Raw genomic sequence first — 20,323 nt, forward strand, 5'->3', positions numbered from 1 at the left:
TAACCTTAACAAAAATACATTACCTGTTTATATGGATTTACATACAATATTAGGCCCCGATATTAAAGCGGGCCTGCTCATTATTTTAAACCTGATCCTGATAGAAAGTTTGCTATCTGTAGATAACGCTGCTGTGCTTGCAACTATGGTGCTCGATCTTCCGAAAGATCAGCGTAAAAAAGCTTTACGTTATGGTATCATCGGCGCGTATGTACTACGGGGCGTTTGCCTTTTCCTGGCCGCGTGGCTGGTAAAAATATGGTGGTTAAAACCCATTGGCGGCTTATACCTGTTATACCTTTGCTTTGATTATTTTAAAGGTAAAATTCAGGCAGCAAACGCGGGCGGCGAAGAGGAGGAAGTTGACAAAAGCAAAAATTGGTTATATAAATCAACAGTGGGTGTATTTGGGGTGTTTTGGGCCACCGTTGCGCTGGTTGAATTAATGGACCTGGCGTTCTCTATCGATAACGTATTCGCTGCTGTTGCTTTTACAGATCATGTGGTTTTGATTTATATAGGTGTATTCATCGGCATACTGGCTATGCGTTTTGTTGCCCAGGCCTTTGTTAAGCTGATGGAAAAATTTACCTTCCTGGAAACTGTGGCATTTATTGTGATAGGGGTATTGGGCTTAAAATTATCAGCATCATTATACATCCACTTTTACCCCGAAACAGGTTTCTCTAAGATGATGGAAGGCGAAGGAGCCGATATAGTTACATCAGTATTTACCGTAGCCATATTCATTATACCGGTATTAACATCGCTGCTATTCAACTTTCCCAAACGCCACACCATCGAACCGGAGGTAGCCGAGGCCGCGGAAGATGTTTTAGATAAGCAGTAGTTCAGTTGGCAGTTTTCAGTTAGCAGTTGGCAAAAGTGGCAGGCAATAAGTTAGTCTAACAAACTACGCACCAATGAACAAATGAACCAGTGAACAAATGAACGAATACCAATGAACTTCAACAAAATAATAGCTTCCATATTCGGCATCGGTTTTTTAAAAGGCGGGGGTACCTATGCAGCCATAGTTACCTGTGGCGGCATTTGGCTGTTATGGCAATGTCCTGCTTTACAAAATCCGTTCTATTTGCTGGCGATAACCATCGTTATCACCCTTTGGGGTGTATACGTGAGCAACAAGGTTGAACCTGATTGGGGCGAAGATAGTTCGCGCGTGGTAATAGATGAAGTTTCCGGTATGCTCATCTCGGTATTGTTTTTGCCGCAAAACCTTTACATTTTATTGGGCGGACTGGTACTGTTCCGCTTTTTTGATATCGTTAAACCGCTTGGTATCCGTAAAATGGAAGCCCTGCCCAGCGGTACCGGCGTAATGATGGACGATGTGCTGGCAGGCGTATATTCCAACGCCGTGCTTTGGCTGGTTTATATTGTCTTCAGACTTAAATTTACCTGCTAACTTAAAAAAGATATTAATGCAAAATGCCGCTTGTTAACTACTTGCGGCATTTTTATTATGATAAGAATTACAGTGGGTTGTCCATTTTTTTTTCCCGCTTTCAGCTTATTCGTATCGCAGGGCTTCAACCGGGTCTAACTTTGCGGCTTTTTTAGCCGGGTAGTAACCAGATATCAACCCGATGAATGTACATAGTACAACCGCGAATATTAGCCATCCCCATGGCACGGCAAAAGTTCCGCTTATCTGAACAGCGATAACGTTACCGGCAGCCATACCTAATACAATACCCGCGGCCCCGCCTATGAGGCAAATTACTATGGCCTCAATTAAAAACTGTTTACGTATTACGGCAGGCGTGGCTCCGATGGCTTTGCGCACCCCAATTTCGCGGGTACGTTCGGTTACCGATACCAGCATAATATTCATGAGGCCTATAGCAGCGCCAATGAGGGTTATGATACTAATGGCAAACCCACCGGCAGTAATCCCCGCCAGCTGACCGGACAGTTCCTTCTGGATCGAATCGCTTCGTGATATTTCAAAATTATCCTGACTGGCCACATTCAGGCTGCGCACATTCCTAAACAGCGAGGTTGCCTCGCCAATAGTAGCATCCAAAGCTCCGGGGCCTTTCACTTTAACAGTAACCGTATAGGATGCATTTTTATTGGTGTCAATTTGCTTGGCTTTTAATATCGGGATAATGCAAAACTTGTCGCCACCAAATGAGCTTGACCCTTTTGAAGCAATTACGCCTACTATTTTATACTTGTTGCCGCCAATAAAAACGTTTTGGTTAACCGGGTCGGAGTGTTTAAAAAGTTTTTGTTTAATCTCATCACCAATGAGCACCACGTTTGATCCGTGCTCAAGTTCGGAAGTTGAAAAATTACGGCCGAAAGAAAGCTTTTTGCCGCTGGTGGCCAGGTAGTTTTCGTTTGAGCCGGATATCGAGATATTCTGGTTTGTTTTTTCACTGCCGAATTTAGCAACAGCGGTGCCTGTAACATCAATATTAACGGCAATGGTAACGGGCAGTTTAAAGGTCTTTTTAAAACGGTCGGCCTGGTCATAAGTAATGGGCGGGTACATTTTACGGTGGCCGCCATTGCCAAAGTTTAACCCTTCGCCCCGGTTTTGGATGGTGAAGGAATTAGCCCCCAAATCGGCAAACGCATCGTTGGTAAATTGCCTGATGCCTTCAATTGCTGTTAAAATACTCACCAGTGCCATAATGCCAATGGCAATAATTAAAGCCGTAAGCGATGTACGTAACCTGTTACCGGCAATGGATTGTAACGCTATCGAAATATTTTCTCTGTAAGAGGTTTTTACCGGCATGGGCGTAATTATGTAATAATAAGCAGTTATATGACTAACAAGCCTACCGGTTTGTTACAGCGATTTAAAAGTAAATACGTTTAACAATAAAAACAGCAATGATGGATTCCATAGATAAGACTCACGCTATTTTGCACACCAATAAAAAGGCAACTCATCGAGTTGCCTAAATATCGTAAGTAATAAAATTACAAATTTACATTACTTTATACCTGACTGCTTTTCTTAAATATTGTTAGTCTTGAATCTTTGTTCTTAACTCCTGACTCTATTTTTATACCGAGAACGATGTTCCGCAACCACAGCTGCTTGCTGCATTAGGGTTGTTAAATGTAAAGCCACGGGCATTTAAGCCATCCTGGAAATCTATTTGCATGCCCATCAGATACATCCCGTGGGCTTTGTGCATAAATACTTTTATGCCGTCAATAATATATTCCTGGTCGCCATCTTTTTTCTGATCAAAGCCCAGTACGTAGCTCATACCCGAGCAGCCACCACCCTCAACACCAACACGCAGGCCAAATTCATCGCCAATCTCTTGCTGGTCCTTCAATTTAAAAAGTTCCTTAACGGCGCCCGGTGTAAATGATACCGGCAAAATTTCAACAGCAGTACTCATCTTATTTTATATTTAACTATACAAATATAAGGTAAAATGTGGATTTTTACATCCACAGCTATTTTATGACCTCTGTATAACATTTTAATAACCATGCTTACAACCCAATATTTACTTGATATTTTAAAGTTTACAATAGCCGGCGCCGGTGTTATATGGATAGCCTTTTACCTGGTTAAGCCCTATCTTGATAAACAAAACCAGGTACAGCTGCTGGAGCTTAAGCGCAGTGTAAGCAGCCAGACGCTGCCTTTGCGGTTACAGGCTTATGAACGTGTTGTGTTATTTATTGATCGTATTAACCCGGCCAATATGCTCATCCGCCTTAATGCGGGCGGCCTTTCGGCTGCCGATTTACATATTGTTATTGTTAACGAGATCCGTACCGAGTTTCAGCACAATGTTACCCAGCAAATTTATGTAAGCAGTCGGGTTTGGACTGTGATGAAAAGAGTAAAGGACGATACCCTGAGCCTGGTGAACAACGCGGTGAAAGGACTTCCCCAAAACGCCACCGCAATGGATTTGAGCAAAACGGTGCTCATCCACCTAAGTCAGCTGGAAGATGATCCGTATGAGATAGCCGTTAACCTGGTACGACAGGACCTGGAAGAATTATTTTAAACCACGATGGCTAAAAAATTCAGCACCACATCGGGTATCGAAATAAAGGAGGTTTACACCGAACCTTCCAAAATGGACGAACTGCCCGGCCAGTTCCCTTTTACACGCGGCATCCAAAAAGATATGTACCGGGGCAAAGCCTGGACCATGCGCCAGTACGCGGGGTTTTCAACGGCCGAAGAATCAAACAAACGGTATCACTATTTATTAAGCCAGGGCACCAATGGCCTCTCGGTAGCGTTTGACCTGCCTACACAGATTGGTTATGATAGCGACCATGAGCTTTCCGAAGGCGAGGTAGGCAAAGTTGGCGTCGCCATCGATTCGTTAGAAGATATCGAGATATTGTTTGATGGCATCCAGCTAAAGGATATCACCACCAGCATGACCATTAATGCCACTGCTGCTATTTTGCTGGCCATGTACATCGCGTTAGCAAAAAAGCAAGGAGCAGATTTAAGTCAGATTTCGGGCACCATTCAAAACGATATATTAAAGGAGTATGCCGCGCGCGGTACCTATATATACCCGCCCACGCCATCCATGCGGTTAATTACCGATATATTTGAGTATTGCAGCAAGGAGGTGCCCAAATGGAATACCATATCCATATCCGGTTACCACATTCGCGAGGCGGGTTCAACGGCGGTACAGGAACTGGCTTTTACCCTGGCCAATGGTAAAGCCTACTTAAAGGCGGCACTTGAAAAAGGGCTGGACATTAATGTATTTGCCAAGCGCCTTTCTTTCTTTTTTAACTGCCATAATAACTTTTTCGAGGAGATAGCTAAGTTCAGGGCCGCACGGCGAATGTGGGCGCATATTACCAAAGAATTAGGGGCAACCGATGCCGGGGCGCAGAAACTGCGTTTCCATACCCAAACTGGTGGATCAACCTTAACCGCACAGCAACCGCTTAATAATATCATCAGGGTAAGCAACCAGGCTTTGGCCGCAGTATTAGGAGGCACACAATCGCTGCATACCAATGGTTATGACGAAGCACTATCCCTGCCAACGGAGGCCGCGGCTAAAATAGCGCTGCGCACCCAACAAATCATCGCCTTTGAAAGCGGCGTTACCGATACCGTAGACCCGCTGGCGGGCTCATATTTTATAGAAGCCCTGACCGACGAGATCGAAGCCGCCGCGCAATTATACCTGGATAAGATAGAGGCCATGGGCGGCGCTGTTAAAGCCATAGAGCAGGATTATATTCAACAGGAGATAGCCGCATCGGCATACCAGTACCAAATTGATATTGAAAACGGCGAAAAAATTCTTGTAGGAGTAAACAAATTTACCCAACAAGAAAACGCTCCCTCGGGAGTGTTCAGGGTTGATGATTCCATACGCAAAACCCAGATAGAAAAAATTAAAAAACTCAAAAACAAAAGGGACAACCAGGCTGTTGAAACAACTTTACAACTATTAAGAATAGCAGCAAGAAGCACCGAAAACTTAATGCCTTTTATAGTATCTTCGGTTGAAAATTATGCTACCTTAGGAGAAATCGCGGATATACTGCGTGATGTTTTTGGGGAATATTAGTACCGCGGGTTAGGCTTCAGAATTTGTACGGGTACTGTGCCATAATTAACAAACGAACAGCTTTTATTTTTAATAAGCATTAAACCAGTGCTTTAGTTTTTAGTGCAACGCAAAAGGCTAAAATGGCCAAATAATTGCCTTTATTTTGCCAAATAGCCGCAAAAAAAATGGCGTTATTTCGGTGATTTTTAATGTATTAATCAAAAAATGAAAAATTAATTTTAAAATAATTCAATTGCGTTTTTTATTACAAAACATTGCGTTATATACAAATTTTATACTTAAAAACAACTTTTGTTGATAACTTGGGAAATGTTAAAAAAGTGAAAATTTAATTTTTTTATACACTTTTTTTGGACACATTTGATGTTCCGTAACAGTCCCGAAAGAAGTTGACTGAGGGGTTGGAAATCAAATAATTACTTATATATACATGGAAAAAACTTGTACTAACGTTTGGAATAGCTGTCTTCAGATCATAAAGGACAACATACCGGCCCAGAGCTTTAAAACCTGGTTCGAGCCGATAAAAGCCTTGAGAATGGAAGGGAGTGTCTTGACGATACAGGTACCAAGTTTGTTTTTTTACGAATGGCTTGAAGAGCACTACGTAGGGTTATTACGCAAAACGATTAAAAAACAATTGGGCGATGAAGGACGTTTAGAGTACAATATTGTTGTTGAGCAATCATCATCAAGTAAACCCTATACAACTAATATGCCTTCGAACGGAAATGGAGCCGAGTCAAAAAATCAATCGATGCCGATCCCTATCTCTATTAATAAGGACATTAAAAATCCTTTTGTGATACCCGGCCTCAAAAAGTTAAATGTTGACCCGCAACTGAACAGAAACTACACCTTCGAAAATTTTGTTGAAGGCGATTGTAACCGCCTGGCCCGGTCGGCAGGTTACGCAGTCGCTGCGAAACCTGGTGGTACTTCATTTAACCCGTTAATGATTTATGGCGGCGTTGGTTTAGGTAAAACACACCTTGCCCAGGCCATCGGTAACGAAATAAAACGTTCACTGCCCGATAAACTGGTACTTTATGTATCGTGCGAGAAATTTACACAGCAATTTGTAGACGCGCTTAAACATAATAACATTAACGATTTTGTTAACTTTTATCAGGCCATTGATGTACTCATTATGGATGATGTGCACAACTTTGCCGGTAAAGAAAAAACACAGGATTTCTTCTTCCATATTTTTAACCACCTGCACCAAAGCGGCAAACAACTGATCATTACATCAGATAAAGCGCCAAAGGATTTGGCTGGTTTAGAAGAACGCCTGTTATCAAGGTTTAAATGGGGCTTGTCGGCCGATTTACAGATCCCCGACCTGGAAACCCGTATGGCTATCCTTAAAAATAAGATCTACCAGGATGGTATCGAACTATCAAACGATGTTATTGAATATGTAGCCCATAATATTGATAACAATGTACGTGAACTGGAAGGCGCAATGGTATCATTACTGGCACAATCAACTCTTAACCGCAAGGAAATTGACCTGAACCTTGCTAAACAAATGTTGAAAAACTTTGTGAAGAACTCATCAAAAGAAATTTCGATGGAGTATATCCAAAGCCTTGTTTGCGAATACTTCGAAGTACCTATCGAGATGGTAAAATCGCAAACCCGCAAACGCGAAATTGTGCAGGCCCGTCAAATTTCGATGTACCTGGCCAAAGCGCATACTAAAAGTTCATTAAAATCAATAGGGAATTTCTTTGGTGGCCGCGATCACTCTACTGTGATTTATGCCTGCCAAACAGTAGAAGATTTGATTGATACCGATAAAAAGTTCAAAGGCTACGTTGCCGACATCCAAAAGAAACTAAAAATGTCCTAACCGACCTGTTAAATCATATTACGATGGGCCCTGCATCAACATGCAGGGCTTTTTTGTTGATAAAAAACCAACATATAATATAAATACAAAAACCACCGTAAGCATGGTTGCCTGCGATGGTTGCAATTAGTTGTTTGTTGATATCGTTACCTGATTTTTATTTAAACCGGGCGCCAAAACCAATGCCAATAAGCCACGGATTAATTTTAACATCAGCTTTGATACCGGCAAGTGCAGGCGCCAGTTCCGGATTTGATGCCGGTGTTAAATTTGATGCGTCAACGGTGGCGTTGGTTGATAAGAACACTTTCTTAACATCTATGTTCAAAAAGAATTTCTTATTCAGATCATAATCGAATCCCGCCTGCGTGGCGAAGGCAAATTTGTTTTGATAGCTAACGTTTTTTACCACTCCGCCTGCGTTGGCATTATAAAAAATAGTATAGTTGGCCCCTGCGCCTAAGTATGGTTTAAATGCAGTACCCGTTGGCAGGTGATATTGCAGTGTAAGCGTTGGCGGCAACAGCGAAACCTTGCCCAACGTAACATCGGCAGACGAACTACCGCCAATAGCCGTTAAATTTGAGGCCGTGGTGTTTACTTTATGCCTTGATGTGCCCAATATCAGTTCGGCCGAAAAATCCTTCATAAAGAAGTACGTAAAGTCAATTTCGGGAATAACAACCTTGCTAATATTGATACCGCCGCCAATTACACCAATAGCTGCGCTTTCCTGCGGGGCAACATATACGCCGCGAACGCGTACGTCCCACTCATTTTTTTGTTGACCAAAACCCCTTAAAGAGGTTATCATTAATATTGAAAAAACGGATAATAATAATTTGTTCATGTTGTTTAATTTTTAATTACAGGTCAAAGGTATTTGCTTCAAAATATCTAAATATGCCTAACGCCATGAAGCAAAATGATACTAATCATGGCTGTTTAGATGGTTGACCGCTAATTTTACAGCGGCATACTTATGCACCTAAAAAGGCGCGCATACCGTTGATTAACCGTTTACTATCGGCTGCATAAACCAGCAAAAAAATTACCCAATGCTTAAACCTGCAATAGTTTAAATGTTGTGATGTTGTGTTTCATTTACCGATTGAAATAGCCCGTTAATCGATACATCGCTATAAATACGCCGTTGTTACAACATCTTTAGTACAAATTGGCTGCTCGCTTACTCAGCTGGTATTGTTGCGCCAATTCACCCATAATTAATTGTGCTTATAGATGTTGTTTACTTTAAAACCCGGCAAGTTGCTTGCCCTTATCGCATGTTTTTTGTTCAGCCTGTTTTCATTCCGCCGGGCCGGGGCACAAAGCCTGGGCGATCCGGTTGTTAAAATAACCTTTGGATCGGGCACCGCCTCCAGAGCGGGCGCGCTGTCGGCCGATTCGGGATCTACCACTTATGTTTACAGCGCAAGCGGGCAAATTGGCGAAAACTATTACACCATAACCAGCCAAAGTAATACTACGGTACACGGCGGCTTTGTAACGAGTTATGATCACGACTACGAAACAACTGGCAATACCAACGGCTATATGATGGTGGTAAACGGCAACGTACAGGCCGGCACAGTTTATACCCGAACCGTACCCGGACTATGCGGCAATACCCAATACCAGTTTGGCGTTTGGATAAAAAACGTACTATCAACCGGCGGCATACTGCCTAATATGGTTTTTCATATTTACGCTGCAGATGGTGTAACCGAATTAGGTACCGGCGTATCAACCGGCGATGTACCTACCGGTAACGTATGGCATAATTACACCGCAAACTTTACCTTACCAGCGGGTACAGGCGACGTAGTAATTAAACTGGTAAGTAACGCCAGCGGCACTCAGGGTAACGATTTTGCGGTAGATGACATTACCTTTAGTCCTTACGGATCAACGGTTTCGGCGGCTTTCAACGGTTCAACCACAGGTACCGAAACCACTTGTGCGGGCTCGGCACAAACCTATACCATCAAGGCCACCAGTACGCTGGCCAGCGGCTATGTGCAAAAACTACAGGTATATACCAATGGCGCATGGACAGACCTAAGCACCGCTGGCACAGCAACTACTTATACTATAACCGCACCTACCACGGCCGGTACCTACCTATACCGCCTGGTTTCGGCTATAACAGCAAATATCACATCGGCCAGTTGCGTTGTGGCATCCAATAATTTAACGCTGACAGTTACCCCGGCGCCGGTAGCCGCATTTACCGTTGCCAATCAAACCTGCCTGGGCACGGCAAATGTATTTACCGATGCCTCGGTAACCAACGGATCAACCATACAATCATGGGCCTGGAACTTTGGCGACGGGCAAACATCGGCATTACAAAGCCCTACACATACCTACGCTAAAACCGGCACTTATACAGTAACACTTACCGTAGCAGGCAATACTGGCTGCACACCGTCGGTTGCTACCAAAACCGTAACTATTAATGCGTTGCCTGTAGCGGCGTTCAGCTTTACCACGCCCGATTGTTTAACCCAGGCGGTTACCATTACCGATCAATCAACAACAGGCACGGGTACAATTACAACCTGGCTTTGGGATTACGGCGACGGCACAACCGAAACCAAAACCACCAATACAGCTTTTACTCACCTGTACGCCAATGCAGGCACTTATAGTTTAAAGCTAACCATTACCAATACGGGCGGGTGTACGGCTGTGCTTACAAAAAGCCTTACAGTAAGTCCGCTGCCGGTAGCGGCATTCAGTATGCCCGATGTTTGCCTGGCCGATGCATCGGCTACGTTTACAGATAACAGCACTATTGCCGATAACACCACCGGTAGTTTTACCTATTTGTGGAATTTTGGCGATGCCAACGCAACTACCGCCAATCCCAATACATCCACCCTGAAAAACCCGTCGCATAAATATACCCGGGCGGCGGTGTACCAGGTTACGCTTACGGTAACATCGGCAAGTGGCTGTACATCCACCATCACCCAAAGTTTTACCGTAAATGGATCCATACCGGTAGCATCATTTACTGTAGCCAATTCATCGGCGCTGTGCAGCGATCAGCAGGTAAGCTTCACCAACACCTCTACTGTGGATTTTGGCAGTATTACCAAAATAGAGTGGTATTATGATTATGGCAATAACCCCGGCACAGTTGAAACCGACGAAAGCCCGGCCTACGGCAAGCTATATTACCACACCTATACGGCTTTCCATACCCCGGCCACGCAAAACTACCAGGTGCGCATGGTAGCTTATTCTGGCGGTAGCTGTGTATCCGTTATGGATAAAACCATTACGCTGCTTGCCGTACCCGATATAACATTTACCGCGCCATCGGCAGTATGTGTTAACGGCGGCACTGTACAGTTGGCCGCCCAGGAAACTGCCGGGGTAGCCGGTACGGGTGTATACTCGGGCACAGGGGTAAGCAGTGCTGGTTTGTTTGATCCGGCTGCAGCAGGGGCAGGCACTTTTACTATAACTTATGTTTATACAGCCACAAATTCCTGCCCGGTCTCGGCAAGCCAGGCTATTACGGTAAATCCTATCCCGGTTATTACTACGGGGCCAGATATAACAGTATTATCGGGCGGAACTGCCAAGCTGCCGGCTACTGCAACGGGTACCGGCCTCACATATTTATGGTCGCCGGCAACTTATCTTAATGATGCTACTTTGTTAAACCCAACGGTTACACCTACCGACGATATCACCTATACACTCACGGTAACCAACAACTCGGGCTGCCAGGTAAGCGGGCAGGTGAATGTTTCGGTATTGCAGGGGCCGGTGGTACCTAATGCCTTCTCGCCCAATGGCGATGGCGTTAACGACCAATGGAATATCAAATACCTGAACACCTACACTAACTGCACGGTTGAAGTTTATAACCGCTACGGCGCCAGGTTATTTGCTTCGGTAGGGTATGCTGTCCCCTGGGATGGAACCTACAATGGTGCAGCCGTGCCCGGTGGCGTATACTACTATATCATCAACCCCAAACATGGCAGGAGTACCATGTCGGGGTCGTTGACTATCGTCAGGTAATTTGCAAAAACAGGTTAAAAATTAAAGTATCTGAAAGTCAAAAAATAACCTATTTGTTTTTTATTTTATATTTTCAATAATTATTGAAAATATAAAATAAACTGTATGTTTGTATTGTTAATCAACAACAATACCCGCAACAATGAAAACGCTTAACAACCACATGATCCTTTTTGATGCCGAATGCCCCATGTGCAGTGTTTATACCAAAGCCTTTGTAAAAACCGGCATGCTTGATAATGGCGGCCGGGCCGCCTACCAGACCATGCCCCAAAACACCTGCCCGGTTTATGACAGGCAACGTGCCGTTAACGAAATAGCCCTTATCAACCTAAAAAGCGGCGAGGTTACTTATGGCATCCAAAGCCTGTTTAAAATATTGGGCAACGCCTGGCCGGTATTTACACCCTTATTTGCTTTTAAACCTTTTGTTTGGCTGATGAGTAAGGTATATGCTTTTATCTCCTACAACAGGCGGGTTATCATTCCGCCGGTTCATGAGGATACGGACTTTGCTTACAAACCTTCTTTTAAACTCCATTACCGGATAGCCTACCTGCTGTTTACCTGGTTTTGCACCGCGTATATATTAACCCGCTATGCGCATTTGCTGGTGGGCATGGTACCGCCGGGCAATGCTTACCGCGAATACCTGATTTGCGGCGGACAAATCATTTTCCAGGCCATTATAGTCAGCACCTATGCCAAAAACAAGCTTTGGGCCTACCTGGGCAACATGATGACTATCTCTTTTGCCGGCAGTTTGCTGCTGCTTATCCCGCTTGCTGTTAACCATTGGTTTCATCCCGGGCCGTTAATGTACACGCTGTATTTTATAGGGGTGGCCGGGCTGATGTTTTTAGAGCACATCCGCCGTACAAAGCTGCTGAAATTGGGCTGGGGTATGACCATCAGCTGGGTAATTTACCGCATTGTTTTATTGATCCTTATCCTAAACTGACATCATGAAAGCATACAAAAAGATAGTATTGGCGGGTGGCAATGGTTACCTGGGTACTGTGCTGGCCCAATATTATAAAGATTTGGCCGATGAGGTAATTATCCTGGCCCGCAAACAAGCCCCGGCTGCCGGCAACATCCGCACGGTGGTTTGGGATGGCAAAACAGAAAACGGCTGGACGGTGCAGCTCATTCACGCCGATATGCTTATTAATCTTTGTGGTAAAAACGTAAACTGCCGCTATACCAAAAAGAACAAGGCCGCAATCATCGCCTCACGTATTATACCTACCAAACTGTTGGGCGATGTGATCCATAAAATGGTTGATCCGCCAAAACTGTGGATCAACATTACCTCTGCCACCATTTACCGCCACGCCGAAGACCATCCGCAGGACGAAGCAACCGGCGAGATAGGTTACGGGTTCAGTATCGACGTATGCAACATCTGGGAAAGCACTTTCTTTAAGTGCGAAACGCCTCACACCCGTAAAATAGCTTTGCGCCTGGGCATCGCGCTTAGTCGCAGCGGCAGTGTTTTTCCGCGCCTGCTCAACCTGGTAAAAATGGGAATGGGAGGCCGGCAAGGCGGCGGGCAACAATACCTTGCCTGGGTGCATGAGCACGATGTAGCCCGCAGCACCCAATTTTTGCTTGATCATCCCGAAACGGAAGGCGTTTACAATTGCGCCGCACCCTATGCCGAAAAGAACGCCGATTTTATGCAGCACATCCGCAAAGCTTACGGCATGCCTGTTGGCCTGCCGGCACCGCAATGGCTGTTGGAGATTGGCGCCCTGGTTATCGGTACAGAGCCGGAACTGATATTAAAAAGCCGCTGGGTGAAACCGCAGCGCTTACTGGATGCCGGGTTTACGTTTCAGTATGAAAAGGCGGAATATGCGATACATGATATTTTGAGTATAAGGGGGTAGGAATGTTTCCCCGATGCCTTCCCCGATGCCTGTGTCCTCACAGGCATCTTGCCGCTATGCTGTCGGTTTACCAGATCAACCGGATAACATCGATCTGTGAGGATACAGATCGGAGAAGCAAGCCACCTCTTTCTAACACCTTTTATGCCATCTTTTCGGGTGGCCTTTTCATTTCGGTACGTTTTACATATCTTCAACCAACTTATTTAAAAAGATAATGTCTTTTAATTCAGATAAGATATTTACCGAAACTCAAAAATTCGATAGTCCAAGGGCAAAGTTTATCGCAATTATACTATCGGTAGTTTTTGTTGCAGGACTTGCCTATTCATTAATCGCACCGGTTAATTCTATCCCGGCTGGTATAGGAATTGGACTTTTTGGTGGATGCGTTATTATGATCATGGTGGATACATATGTATTTTTTAAAAGCTTGGTTATAAAAATTGACGAGCAAGGCATCTTTCTGAAGGAGAAGCCTTCAAAGGTTGAAATTCTATGTAAATGGGATAATATTGACCAGGTGTTTGTACGAGATCGCTTTTTAAGATTAAGAAGCACTCAAAAAAACGGCATGGGTTATAACTTAAAAGCTAATAATGGTATTCAGATTATATTTAAAAATGGTGAAAAAATACAGGTAGGAATACAAAATATAGAAGAGGCCAAACAGATAATTGAGCATTATCTTAAAACAGAAGTGCTAAATTTCAGTAATTAATTCCCTCCAATACCTGTGTCCCCACGGGTATATTGCCGAGCCCGCCGGATCAAATGAATGATGGCGATCTGTGAGGACGCAGATCGCGGGACAGAATAAACGTCTATAATTAAACATCATCCCCCACTTTCTTCCCCACCTCTTTTGTCATTTTCAAAGTAAGCAGTAGCAAAAGCCCCAAAGCAATTATAATGGCTACCCAAATCAACACCGTATAATCCTTGCCTGCTTTGACCTGGGCCTGCAAAACAGTATTGTTTTTAACAACAGCGCCATGACTAATGGTTGGAATATTGTCCTTTATACTATCGGCAAAAAACTTCAGGTCGTATTCGGGCGCCTGTGCGGTCGAATCGCCCACTAAAAGGCGGTAGCTTTGTTTGCCGTCAAGATAACTTACCAGGTACTGGTCGGTTTGATAGGCATCAATGCCGGTAATGGTTAATGGCTGGTTATCGCCATTGGCTATCTGTAGTAACAGCTGGCTGGCCTTTGCAGAAAACAGCAGGTCGTTGTTTTTGGTTGAGTTTAATTCAGCTTCGGCAATAACTTCTTTATAACCGCCAATAATTTGGTACACCGTTATGTTCCGTTTGAAGTATTTAGGCGCGCTGATATTTAAATGCAGCTTATTTACCTGGTAATTATCATTTAGTTTTATGCTGATAAAGGTGGTTTTATTGCTGTCGGCATGCGTAAACCGAAGCGAGGGGATGGGTGTATAAGCCAGCGTTTTGGCATATTCGGTATAAATACCGGCCTGCAAAAACTTAATAGGGGTTTTGTTTTTATCGTTTACCAGCATTTTCAAATAACGATAGCTGCTGGCCGGGAACGAGAGCAATTGCAGGTACGAGCCTTCGCTGTTTTGTACTGCCTCCTGCAAGGGGATGTTTTCCTGTATGGCAAACCATTGCTGCAGGTCGTCGCTACCCATCAGGTTTACCTTGCGTTGCACGGCGGTATTTTGCAGTTTTATCCACAGCCTATCAAGCGCCAGGCCTGTTTTATTTTCAACTACATAAGTGGTGCCTGTATCGGCCGGCAGGCGCGTATCTACCCGGTTAAAGACAACAAAGCTTTGCTGATTTTTTTGCGGCAGGCTGCCGGCCTGTATGTAAGACACAAAGTTGCCTTTGGCATCGGCAATGCGGATATCGGCCATGTCATTCCCGGCCTTGGCCACAAAGCCGGGTTTCAGGCTGATGCGGTAAAAGCCCGTACTATCTACCTGTTGCAGGGCAGCGCCATATTTAAAGCTTTTTTGCGCCGATGCCGTAAACATCAATCCACACAAAAAAGCGGTTAAGGCAATGTTAGTCTTCCTTGTTTTTAGCAGTTTCATCATCAACAATAATTTTTTTAACCTTTTGGTACATAAAGGATATAATAAGCAGCAGTACGCCCAGGCAAAAGAATGCCGCTATTTTTCCGGCCTGCGGTATATCTACAATATCATAAGTAAACAGCTTGAGCAGCGTTACCGAAAACAGGGTTAACGATACTATCCGCATGGTGCGCATTTTATTACGCATGCCCAGCCACATAAGGGCGAAAGACAGCAAGCCCCATAATATAGGCAGCGTAGTTTTAACGTACACCGTTTCTACCCGTTCAATGGAGTGCATATTACTGTAAAATAACAGGTTACTCAGCAGGCAAAACTCCAGGCTTAAAAACACTACAATGCCGGCGCTCAGGATCCAGGTGAAAAGCGTTTTCATCCCTTCGTCCATAGTGGTTTGGCAAAGGCGAATGGTACGGTAAAATAACAGGCCGATAAGCACGGCGCTTATCCAGTGTGCTGCAAAATGGCCCGATGGCGTTTTTTTGCCGGTGAGGATATCTGCTAATAAGCCAAAATACTGCGGCATTAAAACCAGGTATATGATAATACAAACCCAAAGTATGGCTATCCGGATGTTGCTACTAAATTGAATTGCCGTTACTTTTAACGATACGAGGTAATAGCCCAATATAAAAGCCGGCGTATACAACATCATGTACAATATATTGAGCGATGTATCTGGATACCTGTTTAAAAACTGGTGGTTAATCTCGACAAGGCCGCTTAAAAATAACAGCGCCAGCCCTACGGTGCTGAATATATGCTTGCTGAATTTTATCCCGGTGTCGTCACTTTCGTCGCGGCTTACCAGCACCGATAACAGGAACGAGCTGATGGCGGCTACCAGTGTTGTAATAAAGCCCCTGTTTGCAATAATGGTAAGCTTAATAAGGTGATCGGGGTAAATCTGGGACCAGTCCATCAGCAGGCTTAGCAACATGGCTATCCATAAAATAAGCGAGGTAAGCTTCATTAATTTGATTGACGAACGGAGATATAGCCAGTAAAGCACCACGGTTTCGGCAGCCCAGAACAGGGTAATACTGTTGCCATGCAGTTGAATAGGCGCAGCCAGCGATATAAAGGTGAGCGTAATGCCAATAAGCAGGTACGATACATTGGTATCAACCTTGCGGTTACGGAACAGGATGTATGACAGGATGAGATTTACTACTGCCAAACTAATGCAAAACAACCCGCGGAATTGCTCCTGGTGCATTGCGGTGAGCAGGTACAAGCCTGCCGCAAAATAAAGCCCGGTATTAATTAGCAGGATGCTGAAATCTGACCCGATAAATTTTTTATTCTCCTTAACGTTATTGGCCACATTGATGGCAAAGTAAAGTACATAAAATATGTTGCCGTAAATTAACCCGTAGTGATAGGTTGGCGCCGTAAGTGTATACACAACCCCGCCAAAAACAATTACCGTAAACGCGAAAGATACGATATTGAGCACCCGCCATGCTTTATAATAGGCAATGATGAGCAGGCCGGTATTCAGTATAAGCAGGTAAATAAATAAAGCATCGTAATTGGCCTTGCCCGTGCTCACCATAAACGGACTGCCAAAACCACCAACCAGGGCAATAACCGCAAGTTCTTGCTTATCGTATAGCAATGAAAGCAGCACCGCAAAAATGGTAATAACAATAAGGATAATAAATGCCGCGGTTTGGCTGAACAGGTGAAATTGGTGAAAGGCCAGCGTTATGGTAAAATAAAACACGGCCAAACCGCCACCGGCCAATACCGAGCTGAACGCTTTATAACTGTTGCGTAACCAATGGGCAATACCTACCAATATAGCGCCGCAGGCAATACCAATGCCTACACGGCCGGCAGGGCCAACCCAGCCGCTATCAATAGCAAATTTTACAAAGTAGCCAATGGCCAGCACCAATATGGCTATACCTATTTTATTAACCAGGTTTTCGCCAATGAATTTCTCCAGGTCGGGGTATCGTTCAAAAAAGGAAAGTTGTGGCTGTTCGGGTACCGGTGGGGTGGGTGCGTTTGTTTTTACGGGGCGGTTAATAGCAGGTATGCTATCGCTGATTACTTGGGGTTGTCTTTCAACTTTAACAGGTTCCGGCTCAGGTTTTATTACTGGTGGAACCGGTAAAACAGGAGGTTCGGGGGCCGTTATAACGGGAATGTCTTTGATAACAGGTTTAGCAACCTCTTCGCGTTTGGGAGGTTCTTCCGTCAGTTTAGATACCCGTAAATGTTCAATCATCCGCTTTAATTCCAGTACCTGGCTTTCAAGCGCTTCTATATGGCGGCCAACACTGCTTTTGTTGTTTACAATTAAAACAATAATCAATATGAGTAAAACAACGATAAAAAAATCCATAGCCTTAGGTTTATTAAAATTAAAGATAGCGGAATTATGATATTAATACGTGTTTTTAATAATTAAGAGGGGTTTGTTCCTGAACGCAAAGACGCATAACTGCGACAGGCAGAATGTAGTGCGGTTACATCAACATCAGTTTGAACGCCGGCTACGCAGCGCCGGCCGACCACCCGCCGGGTTACGCCGCACAAAGGGTGAGGTTATTCTTTTAGCCCCGCGTTGCGATATGCACCATTTGCATTTTCATAACTTCAGGAAAGTTTACAGCATACTTTACCGGGAAAACTATTCCTGGTCCGGTTTTTTCGGCAGGTTTTTCATGTTGAATTTGGGCTTGTAAACTGGCTTAGCGGCAGGCGTTTCTGTGGCGGGCCCGGCGCTTTCTGCTTCAGGTGGCGATGGTGCAAGGGGTTCGGTTTTTACTTCGGGCGCCGGAGTTACATCTTCTTCTACAACGGGCTTTGGCTTCATCATGGCCGCGTTAAACCGTGGCTTAAAGCCGGGTTTGGCAACAGGCGTTTCAGCTGGTACAGGTGGCTGTTCTTTTACTTCCGGCTCATCAGCAGGGGCATCGCTTTCTTCGGCAGGCTTTGGCTTCACCATTGCCGCGTTAAACCGTGGCTTAAAGCCGGGTTTGGCAACAGGCGTTTCAGCGGCTGGTGCAGGTGGATGTTCTTTTACTTCCAGCTTATCCGCAGGGGCATCGCTTTCTTCAGCAGGTTTTGGCTTCACCATTGCCGTGTTAAACCGTGGTGTAAAACCGGGAGGCTTCGCAGCAGGTGTATCTGCAGGCGGTGTAGCCGCTCCGCCTGCAACATCCGTTTTTTGTTCAATAGCATCTGCACCTTCAACCGGCTTGGGTTTCACCATGCCCGGGTTAAAACGTGGTTTAAATGCTGGTTTGGGTGTTGTATTTTCAGATGGTATTGATGCACCTGCCGGTGTCTTTTCTTCAGGCTTTTCTTCAACAGGTTTTGGTGGTACGGCTGTGGCCCCGAATTTTGGTGTAAAACCAACTTTTGGAGATGGTGTTGCGGGTGTTGTCAAACCATCGGTAATCGTTTGTTCGGCCAAAGGATTGGCAATGTGTAACCGTTCGGTTTTAATTTCGGGGGCCAACGGAAACCGGCGCCTTAGTTTATTGAACCAGTATTTTTTGGTATGATCAAAACTTTTCTCGCCCATTTGCTCAAAGTGATCTTTAAATTCCGAAAACAATGATCCCTCGGCTACTTGTAAGGCAGCAAGGTCAATCTTTTTCTTTTTAAAAAACTCTTCGAATAGCATATGTGTTAATTTGAAGATTTGAAAATTTGAAGATTTGAAAATGAGCTCATTAATTTTCAAATTGACACATCTTCAAATTTTCAAATCGCCTATAAAGTCACGTCCACATCCAATTGGTTAAAGTGGATGCCTTTATCTGTTTGTTTCCAGTCGTCACGTTCCTCGTCGGTAGCGTTCATCAGTTTGGGGAACCACTCCAGCGGGAAAGCTTGCTGCTTACCATCGGGCTTTTCTACAAAAAGCAGGCCGTTAGCAAAGCTTACCTTTACTTTCTTTTCTTCCTTACGTGAGCTGAATAGTGGCATGTTTCTTTTAATTTGAGAATTTGAAGATGTGTCAATTTGAAAATGAAAAAAGCACTATTGATTTGAGGATTTGAAAATAAAAAAGTATCAGCGCTTAAAAATAATTTCCGCCTTTATCAGGCCGTCTTCAAATTACTACCCTATCAAACCATCTTCAAATTTTCAAATCCTCAAATTTTCAAATCAAAGTTTACTCCGCCATGTTATGGTACACCGCCTGTACGTCGTCGTCCTCTTCCAAACGGTCAATCAGTTTCATGATATCAACCACCTGTTCTTCGGTTACTTCATGGAATGATTGCGGTACACGCTCCAGTTTGGCCGATTTTACTTCAACTCCGGCTTCTTCCAGCGCTTTCTGCATTTTTCCAAAATCTTCAAACGCGGTGTGGATAACGCCGATGTCTTTTCCTTCTTCATCTGCTTCAACAAACAGGTCTTCCAGGCCGGCATCAATCAGTTCAAACTCTAATTCTTCCAGGTCGCGGTCGCCCGGCTCAAAGGTGAATACCGATTTGCGGGTAAAAATAAAATCTAACGAGCCGGTTTTTCCAAGCGAGCCGCCATATTTGGTAAAATAACTGCGCACGTTGGCAACGGTACGGTTGGTATTATCGGTAGCTGTTTCAACCAAAACGGCAACGCCGTAAGGCGCATAACCTTCATATACAAGTTCTTCGTAATCTTTTTCGTCGCGGCTGCTGGCACGTTTTATGGCGGCTTCCACGCGGTCTTTAGGCATATTTACGGCCTTGGCGTTTTGTACCGCGGTACGTAAGCGCGAGTTGGTGTTTACATCGCCACCGCCTGCTTTTACGGCCATTACAATTTCTTTCCCTAAACGGGTAAACTGCACCGCCATTTTGGCCCAGCGCTTAAACTTTCTTTCTTTGCGGAATTCAAATGCTCTTCCCATAACTTTTGTTTTGTCGA

The 20,323-nt window shown here is 44.4% G+C and carries 17 protein-coding genes; 9 read left to right on the forward strand and 8 right to left on the reverse strand.

The window, feature by feature from the left end; translation table 11 throughout:
* Positions 1-31: 31 nt before the first annotated feature.
* Together ACFGVS_RS18870 and ACFGVS_RS18875 are read left to right on the forward strand one after the other, a co-directional pair.
* Complete coding sequence (locus ACFGVS_RS18870; RefSeq protein ID WP_439695138.1) at positions 32-850, forward strand: TerC family protein; 819 nt, start codon at positions 32-34, stop codon at positions 848-850.
* A 111-nt stretch (positions 851-961) separates the two neighbouring features.
* Positions 962-1,429: a phosphatidylglycerophosphatase A family protein gene (locus tag ACFGVS_RS18875; protein WP_439695139.1), complete on the forward strand. Its 468-nt coding sequence runs from the start codon at positions 962-964 to the stop codon at positions 1,427-1,429.
* Positions 1,430-1,534: 105 nt separating this feature from the next.
* Here the strand turns inward: ACFGVS_RS18875 and ACFGVS_RS18880 are convergent, their stop codons facing one another.
* Positions 1,535-2,773: an ABC transporter permease gene (locus ACFGVS_RS18880; protein WP_439695140.1), complete on the reverse strand. Its 1,239-nt coding sequence runs from the start codon at positions 2,771-2,773 to the stop codon at positions 1,535-1,537.
* Positions 2,774-3,047: 274 nt separating this feature from the next.
* Positions 3,048-3,395 (reverse strand): HesB/IscA family protein, encoded by a 348-nt coding sequence (locus ACFGVS_RS18885; RefSeq protein WP_439695141.1) that lies wholly within the window; start codon positions 3,393-3,395, stop codon positions 3,048-3,050.
* Positions 3,396-3,488: 93 nt separating this feature from the next.
* Here ACFGVS_RS18885 and ACFGVS_RS18890 point away from each other — a divergent pair, with 93 nt between their 5' ends.
* The 3 genes from ACFGVS_RS18890 (at position 3,489) to dnaA (ending at position 7,431) form a co-directional block, all read left to right on the forward strand.
* A complete protein-coding gene (locus ACFGVS_RS18890) occupies positions 3,489-4,019 on the forward strand; it encodes a hypothetical protein (protein ID WP_439695142.1) in 531 nt (176 codons plus the stop codon).
* A 6-nt stretch (positions 4,020-4,025) separates the two neighbouring features.
* Positions 4,026-5,570 carry an acyl-CoA mutase large subunit family protein gene (locus ACFGVS_RS18895; protein WP_439695143.1) on the forward strand — a complete coding sequence of 515 codons (1,545 nt, stop codon included), beginning with the start codon at positions 4,026-4,028 and terminating at the stop codon, positions 5,568-5,570.
* A gap of 433 nt (positions 5,571-6,003) precedes the next feature.
* Entirely contained in the window at positions 6,004-7,431 is a 1,428-nt protein-coding gene (gene dnaA / locus ACFGVS_RS18900) for a chromosomal replication initiator protein DnaA (RefSeq protein WP_090651550.1), read from the forward strand.
* 157 nt (positions 7,432-7,588) lie between these two features.
* Here the strand turns inward: dnaA and ACFGVS_RS18905 are convergent, their stop codons facing one another.
* Entirely contained in the window at positions 7,589-8,281 is a 693-nt protein-coding gene (locus ACFGVS_RS18905) for an OmpW/AlkL family protein (RefSeq protein WP_439695144.1), read from the reverse strand.
* A gap of 392 nt (positions 8,282-8,673) precedes the next feature.
* Here ACFGVS_RS18905 and ACFGVS_RS18910 point away from each other — a divergent pair, with 392 nt between their 5' ends.
* From ACFGVS_RS18910 to ACFGVS_RS18925, 4 genes are all read left to right on the forward strand, one after another.
* Positions 8,674-11,475, forward strand: a complete 2,802-nt coding sequence (locus ACFGVS_RS18910) for a PKD domain-containing protein (protein WP_439695145.1) — start codon at positions 8,674-8,676, stop codon at positions 11,473-11,475.
* Positions 11,476-11,617: 142 nt separating this feature from the next.
* Positions 11,618-12,436: a DCC1-like thiol-disulfide oxidoreductase family protein gene (locus ACFGVS_RS18915; protein ID WP_439695146.1), complete on the forward strand. Its 819-nt coding sequence runs from the start codon at positions 11,618-11,620 to the stop codon at positions 12,434-12,436.
* 4 nt (positions 12,437-12,440) lie between these two features.
* A complete protein-coding gene (locus tag ACFGVS_RS18920; protein WP_439695147.1) occupies positions 12,441-13,370 on the forward strand; it encodes a TIGR01777 family oxidoreductase in 930 nt (309 codons plus the stop codon).
* Positions 13,371-13,587: 217 nt separating this feature from the next.
* A complete protein-coding gene (locus ACFGVS_RS18925) occupies positions 13,588-14,091 on the forward strand; it encodes a hypothetical protein (RefSeq protein ID WP_439695148.1) in 504 nt (167 codons plus the stop codon).
* A 109-nt stretch (positions 14,092-14,200) separates the two neighbouring features.
* Here ACFGVS_RS18925 and ACFGVS_RS18930 read toward each other — a convergent pair whose 3' ends face one another.
* The 5 genes from ACFGVS_RS18930 to ACFGVS_RS18950 all read right to left on the reverse strand — a co-directional run bounded on the left by ACFGVS_RS18930 (position 14,201) and on the right by ACFGVS_RS18950 (position 20,306).
* A complete protein-coding gene (locus ACFGVS_RS18930) occupies positions 14,201-15,439 on the reverse strand; it encodes a hypothetical protein (RefSeq protein ID WP_439695149.1) in 1,239 nt (412 codons plus the stop codon).
* A complete protein-coding gene (locus ACFGVS_RS18935) occupies positions 15,408-17,795 on the reverse strand; it encodes a DUF2339 domain-containing protein (protein WP_439695150.1) in 2,388 nt (795 codons plus the stop codon). Before ACFGVS_RS18935 ends, ACFGVS_RS18930 begins: the two co-directional genes overlap by 32 nt.
* Before the next feature lie 288 nt (positions 17,796-18,083).
* Positions 18,084-19,085 (reverse strand): hypothetical protein, encoded by a 1,002-nt coding sequence (locus tag ACFGVS_RS18940; protein ID WP_439695151.1) that lies wholly within the window; start codon positions 19,083-19,085, stop codon positions 18,084-18,086.
* Between the two features lie 89 nt (positions 19,086-19,174).
* On the reverse strand, positions 19,175-19,390 hold the full coding sequence (locus tag ACFGVS_RS18945) for a DUF2442 domain-containing protein (RefSeq protein ID WP_090651542.1): 216 nt from the start codon (positions 19,388-19,390) through the stop codon (positions 19,175-19,177).
* A gap of 190 nt (positions 19,391-19,580) precedes the next feature.
* Positions 19,581-20,306, reverse strand: coding sequence for a YebC/PmpR family DNA-binding transcriptional regulator (locus ACFGVS_RS18950; protein ID WP_090651649.1), 726 nt, complete (start codon positions 20,304-20,306; stop codon positions 19,581-19,583).
* Positions 20,307-20,323 lie beyond the last annotated feature (17 nt).

The sequence above is a fragment of the Mucilaginibacter sediminis genome, from assembly GCF_051903035.1.
Lineage (GTDB): Bacteria > Bacteroidota > Bacteroidia > Sphingobacteriales > Sphingobacteriaceae > Mucilaginibacter.

Coding starts and splice junctions, on each gene's coding strand:
- ACFGVS_RS18920 (WP_439695147.1), top strand. CDS start 12,441: ATGAAAGCATACAAAAAGATAGTATTGGCGGGTGGCAATGGTTACCTG.
- ACFGVS_RS18895 (WP_439695143.1), top strand. CDS start 4,026: ATGGCTAAAAAATTCAGCACCACATCGGGTATCGAAATAAAGGAGGTT.
- ACFGVS_RS18930 (WP_439695149.1), bottom strand. CDS start 15,439: ATGATGAAACTGCTAAAAACAAGGAAGACTAACATTGCCTTAACCGCT.
- ACFGVS_RS18950 (WP_090651649.1), bottom strand. CDS start 20,306: ATGGGAAGAGCATTTGAATTCCGCAAAGAAAGAAAGTTTAAGCGCTGG.
- ACFGVS_RS18915 (WP_439695146.1), top strand. CDS start 11,618: ATGAAAACGCTTAACAACCACATGATCCTTTTTGATGCCGAATGCCCC.
- ACFGVS_RS18870 (WP_439695138.1), top strand. CDS start 32: ATGGATTTACATACAATATTAGGCCCCGATATTAAAGCGGGCCTGCTC.
- ACFGVS_RS18940 (WP_439695151.1), bottom strand. CDS start 19,085: ATGCTATTCGAAGAGTTTTTTAAAAAGAAAAAGATTGACCTTGCTGCC.
- dnaA (WP_090651550.1), top strand. CDS start 6,004: ATGGAAAAAACTTGTACTAACGTTTGGAATAGCTGTCTTCAGATCATA.
- ACFGVS_RS18935 (WP_439695150.1), bottom strand. CDS start 17,795: ATGGATTTTTTTATCGTTGTTTTACTCATATTGATTATTGTTTTAATT.
- ACFGVS_RS18910 (WP_439695145.1), top strand. CDS start 8,674: ATGTTGTTTACTTTAAAACCCGGCAAGTTGCTTGCCCTTATCGCATGT.
- ACFGVS_RS18890 (WP_439695142.1), top strand. CDS start 3,489: ATGCTTACAACCCAATATTTACTTGATATTTTAAAGTTTACAATAGCC.
- ACFGVS_RS18875 (WP_439695139.1), top strand. CDS start 962: ATGAACTTCAACAAAATAATAGCTTCCATATTCGGCATCGGTTTTTTA.
- ACFGVS_RS18885 (WP_439695141.1), bottom strand. CDS start 3,395: ATGAGTACTGCTGTTGAAATTTTGCCGGTATCATTTACACCGGGCGCC.
- ACFGVS_RS18905 (WP_439695144.1), bottom strand. CDS start 8,281: ATGAACAAATTATTATTATCCGTTTTTTCAATATTAATGATAACCTCT.
- ACFGVS_RS18925 (WP_439695148.1), top strand. CDS start 13,588: ATGTCTTTTAATTCAGATAAGATATTTACCGAAACTCAAAAATTCGAT.
- ACFGVS_RS18945 (WP_090651542.1), bottom strand. CDS start 19,390: ATGCCACTATTCAGCTCACGTAAGGAAGAAAAGAAAGTAAAGGTAAGC.
- ACFGVS_RS18880 (WP_439695140.1), bottom strand. CDS start 2,773: ATGCCGGTAAAAACCTCTTACAGAGAAAATATTTCGATAGCGTTACAA.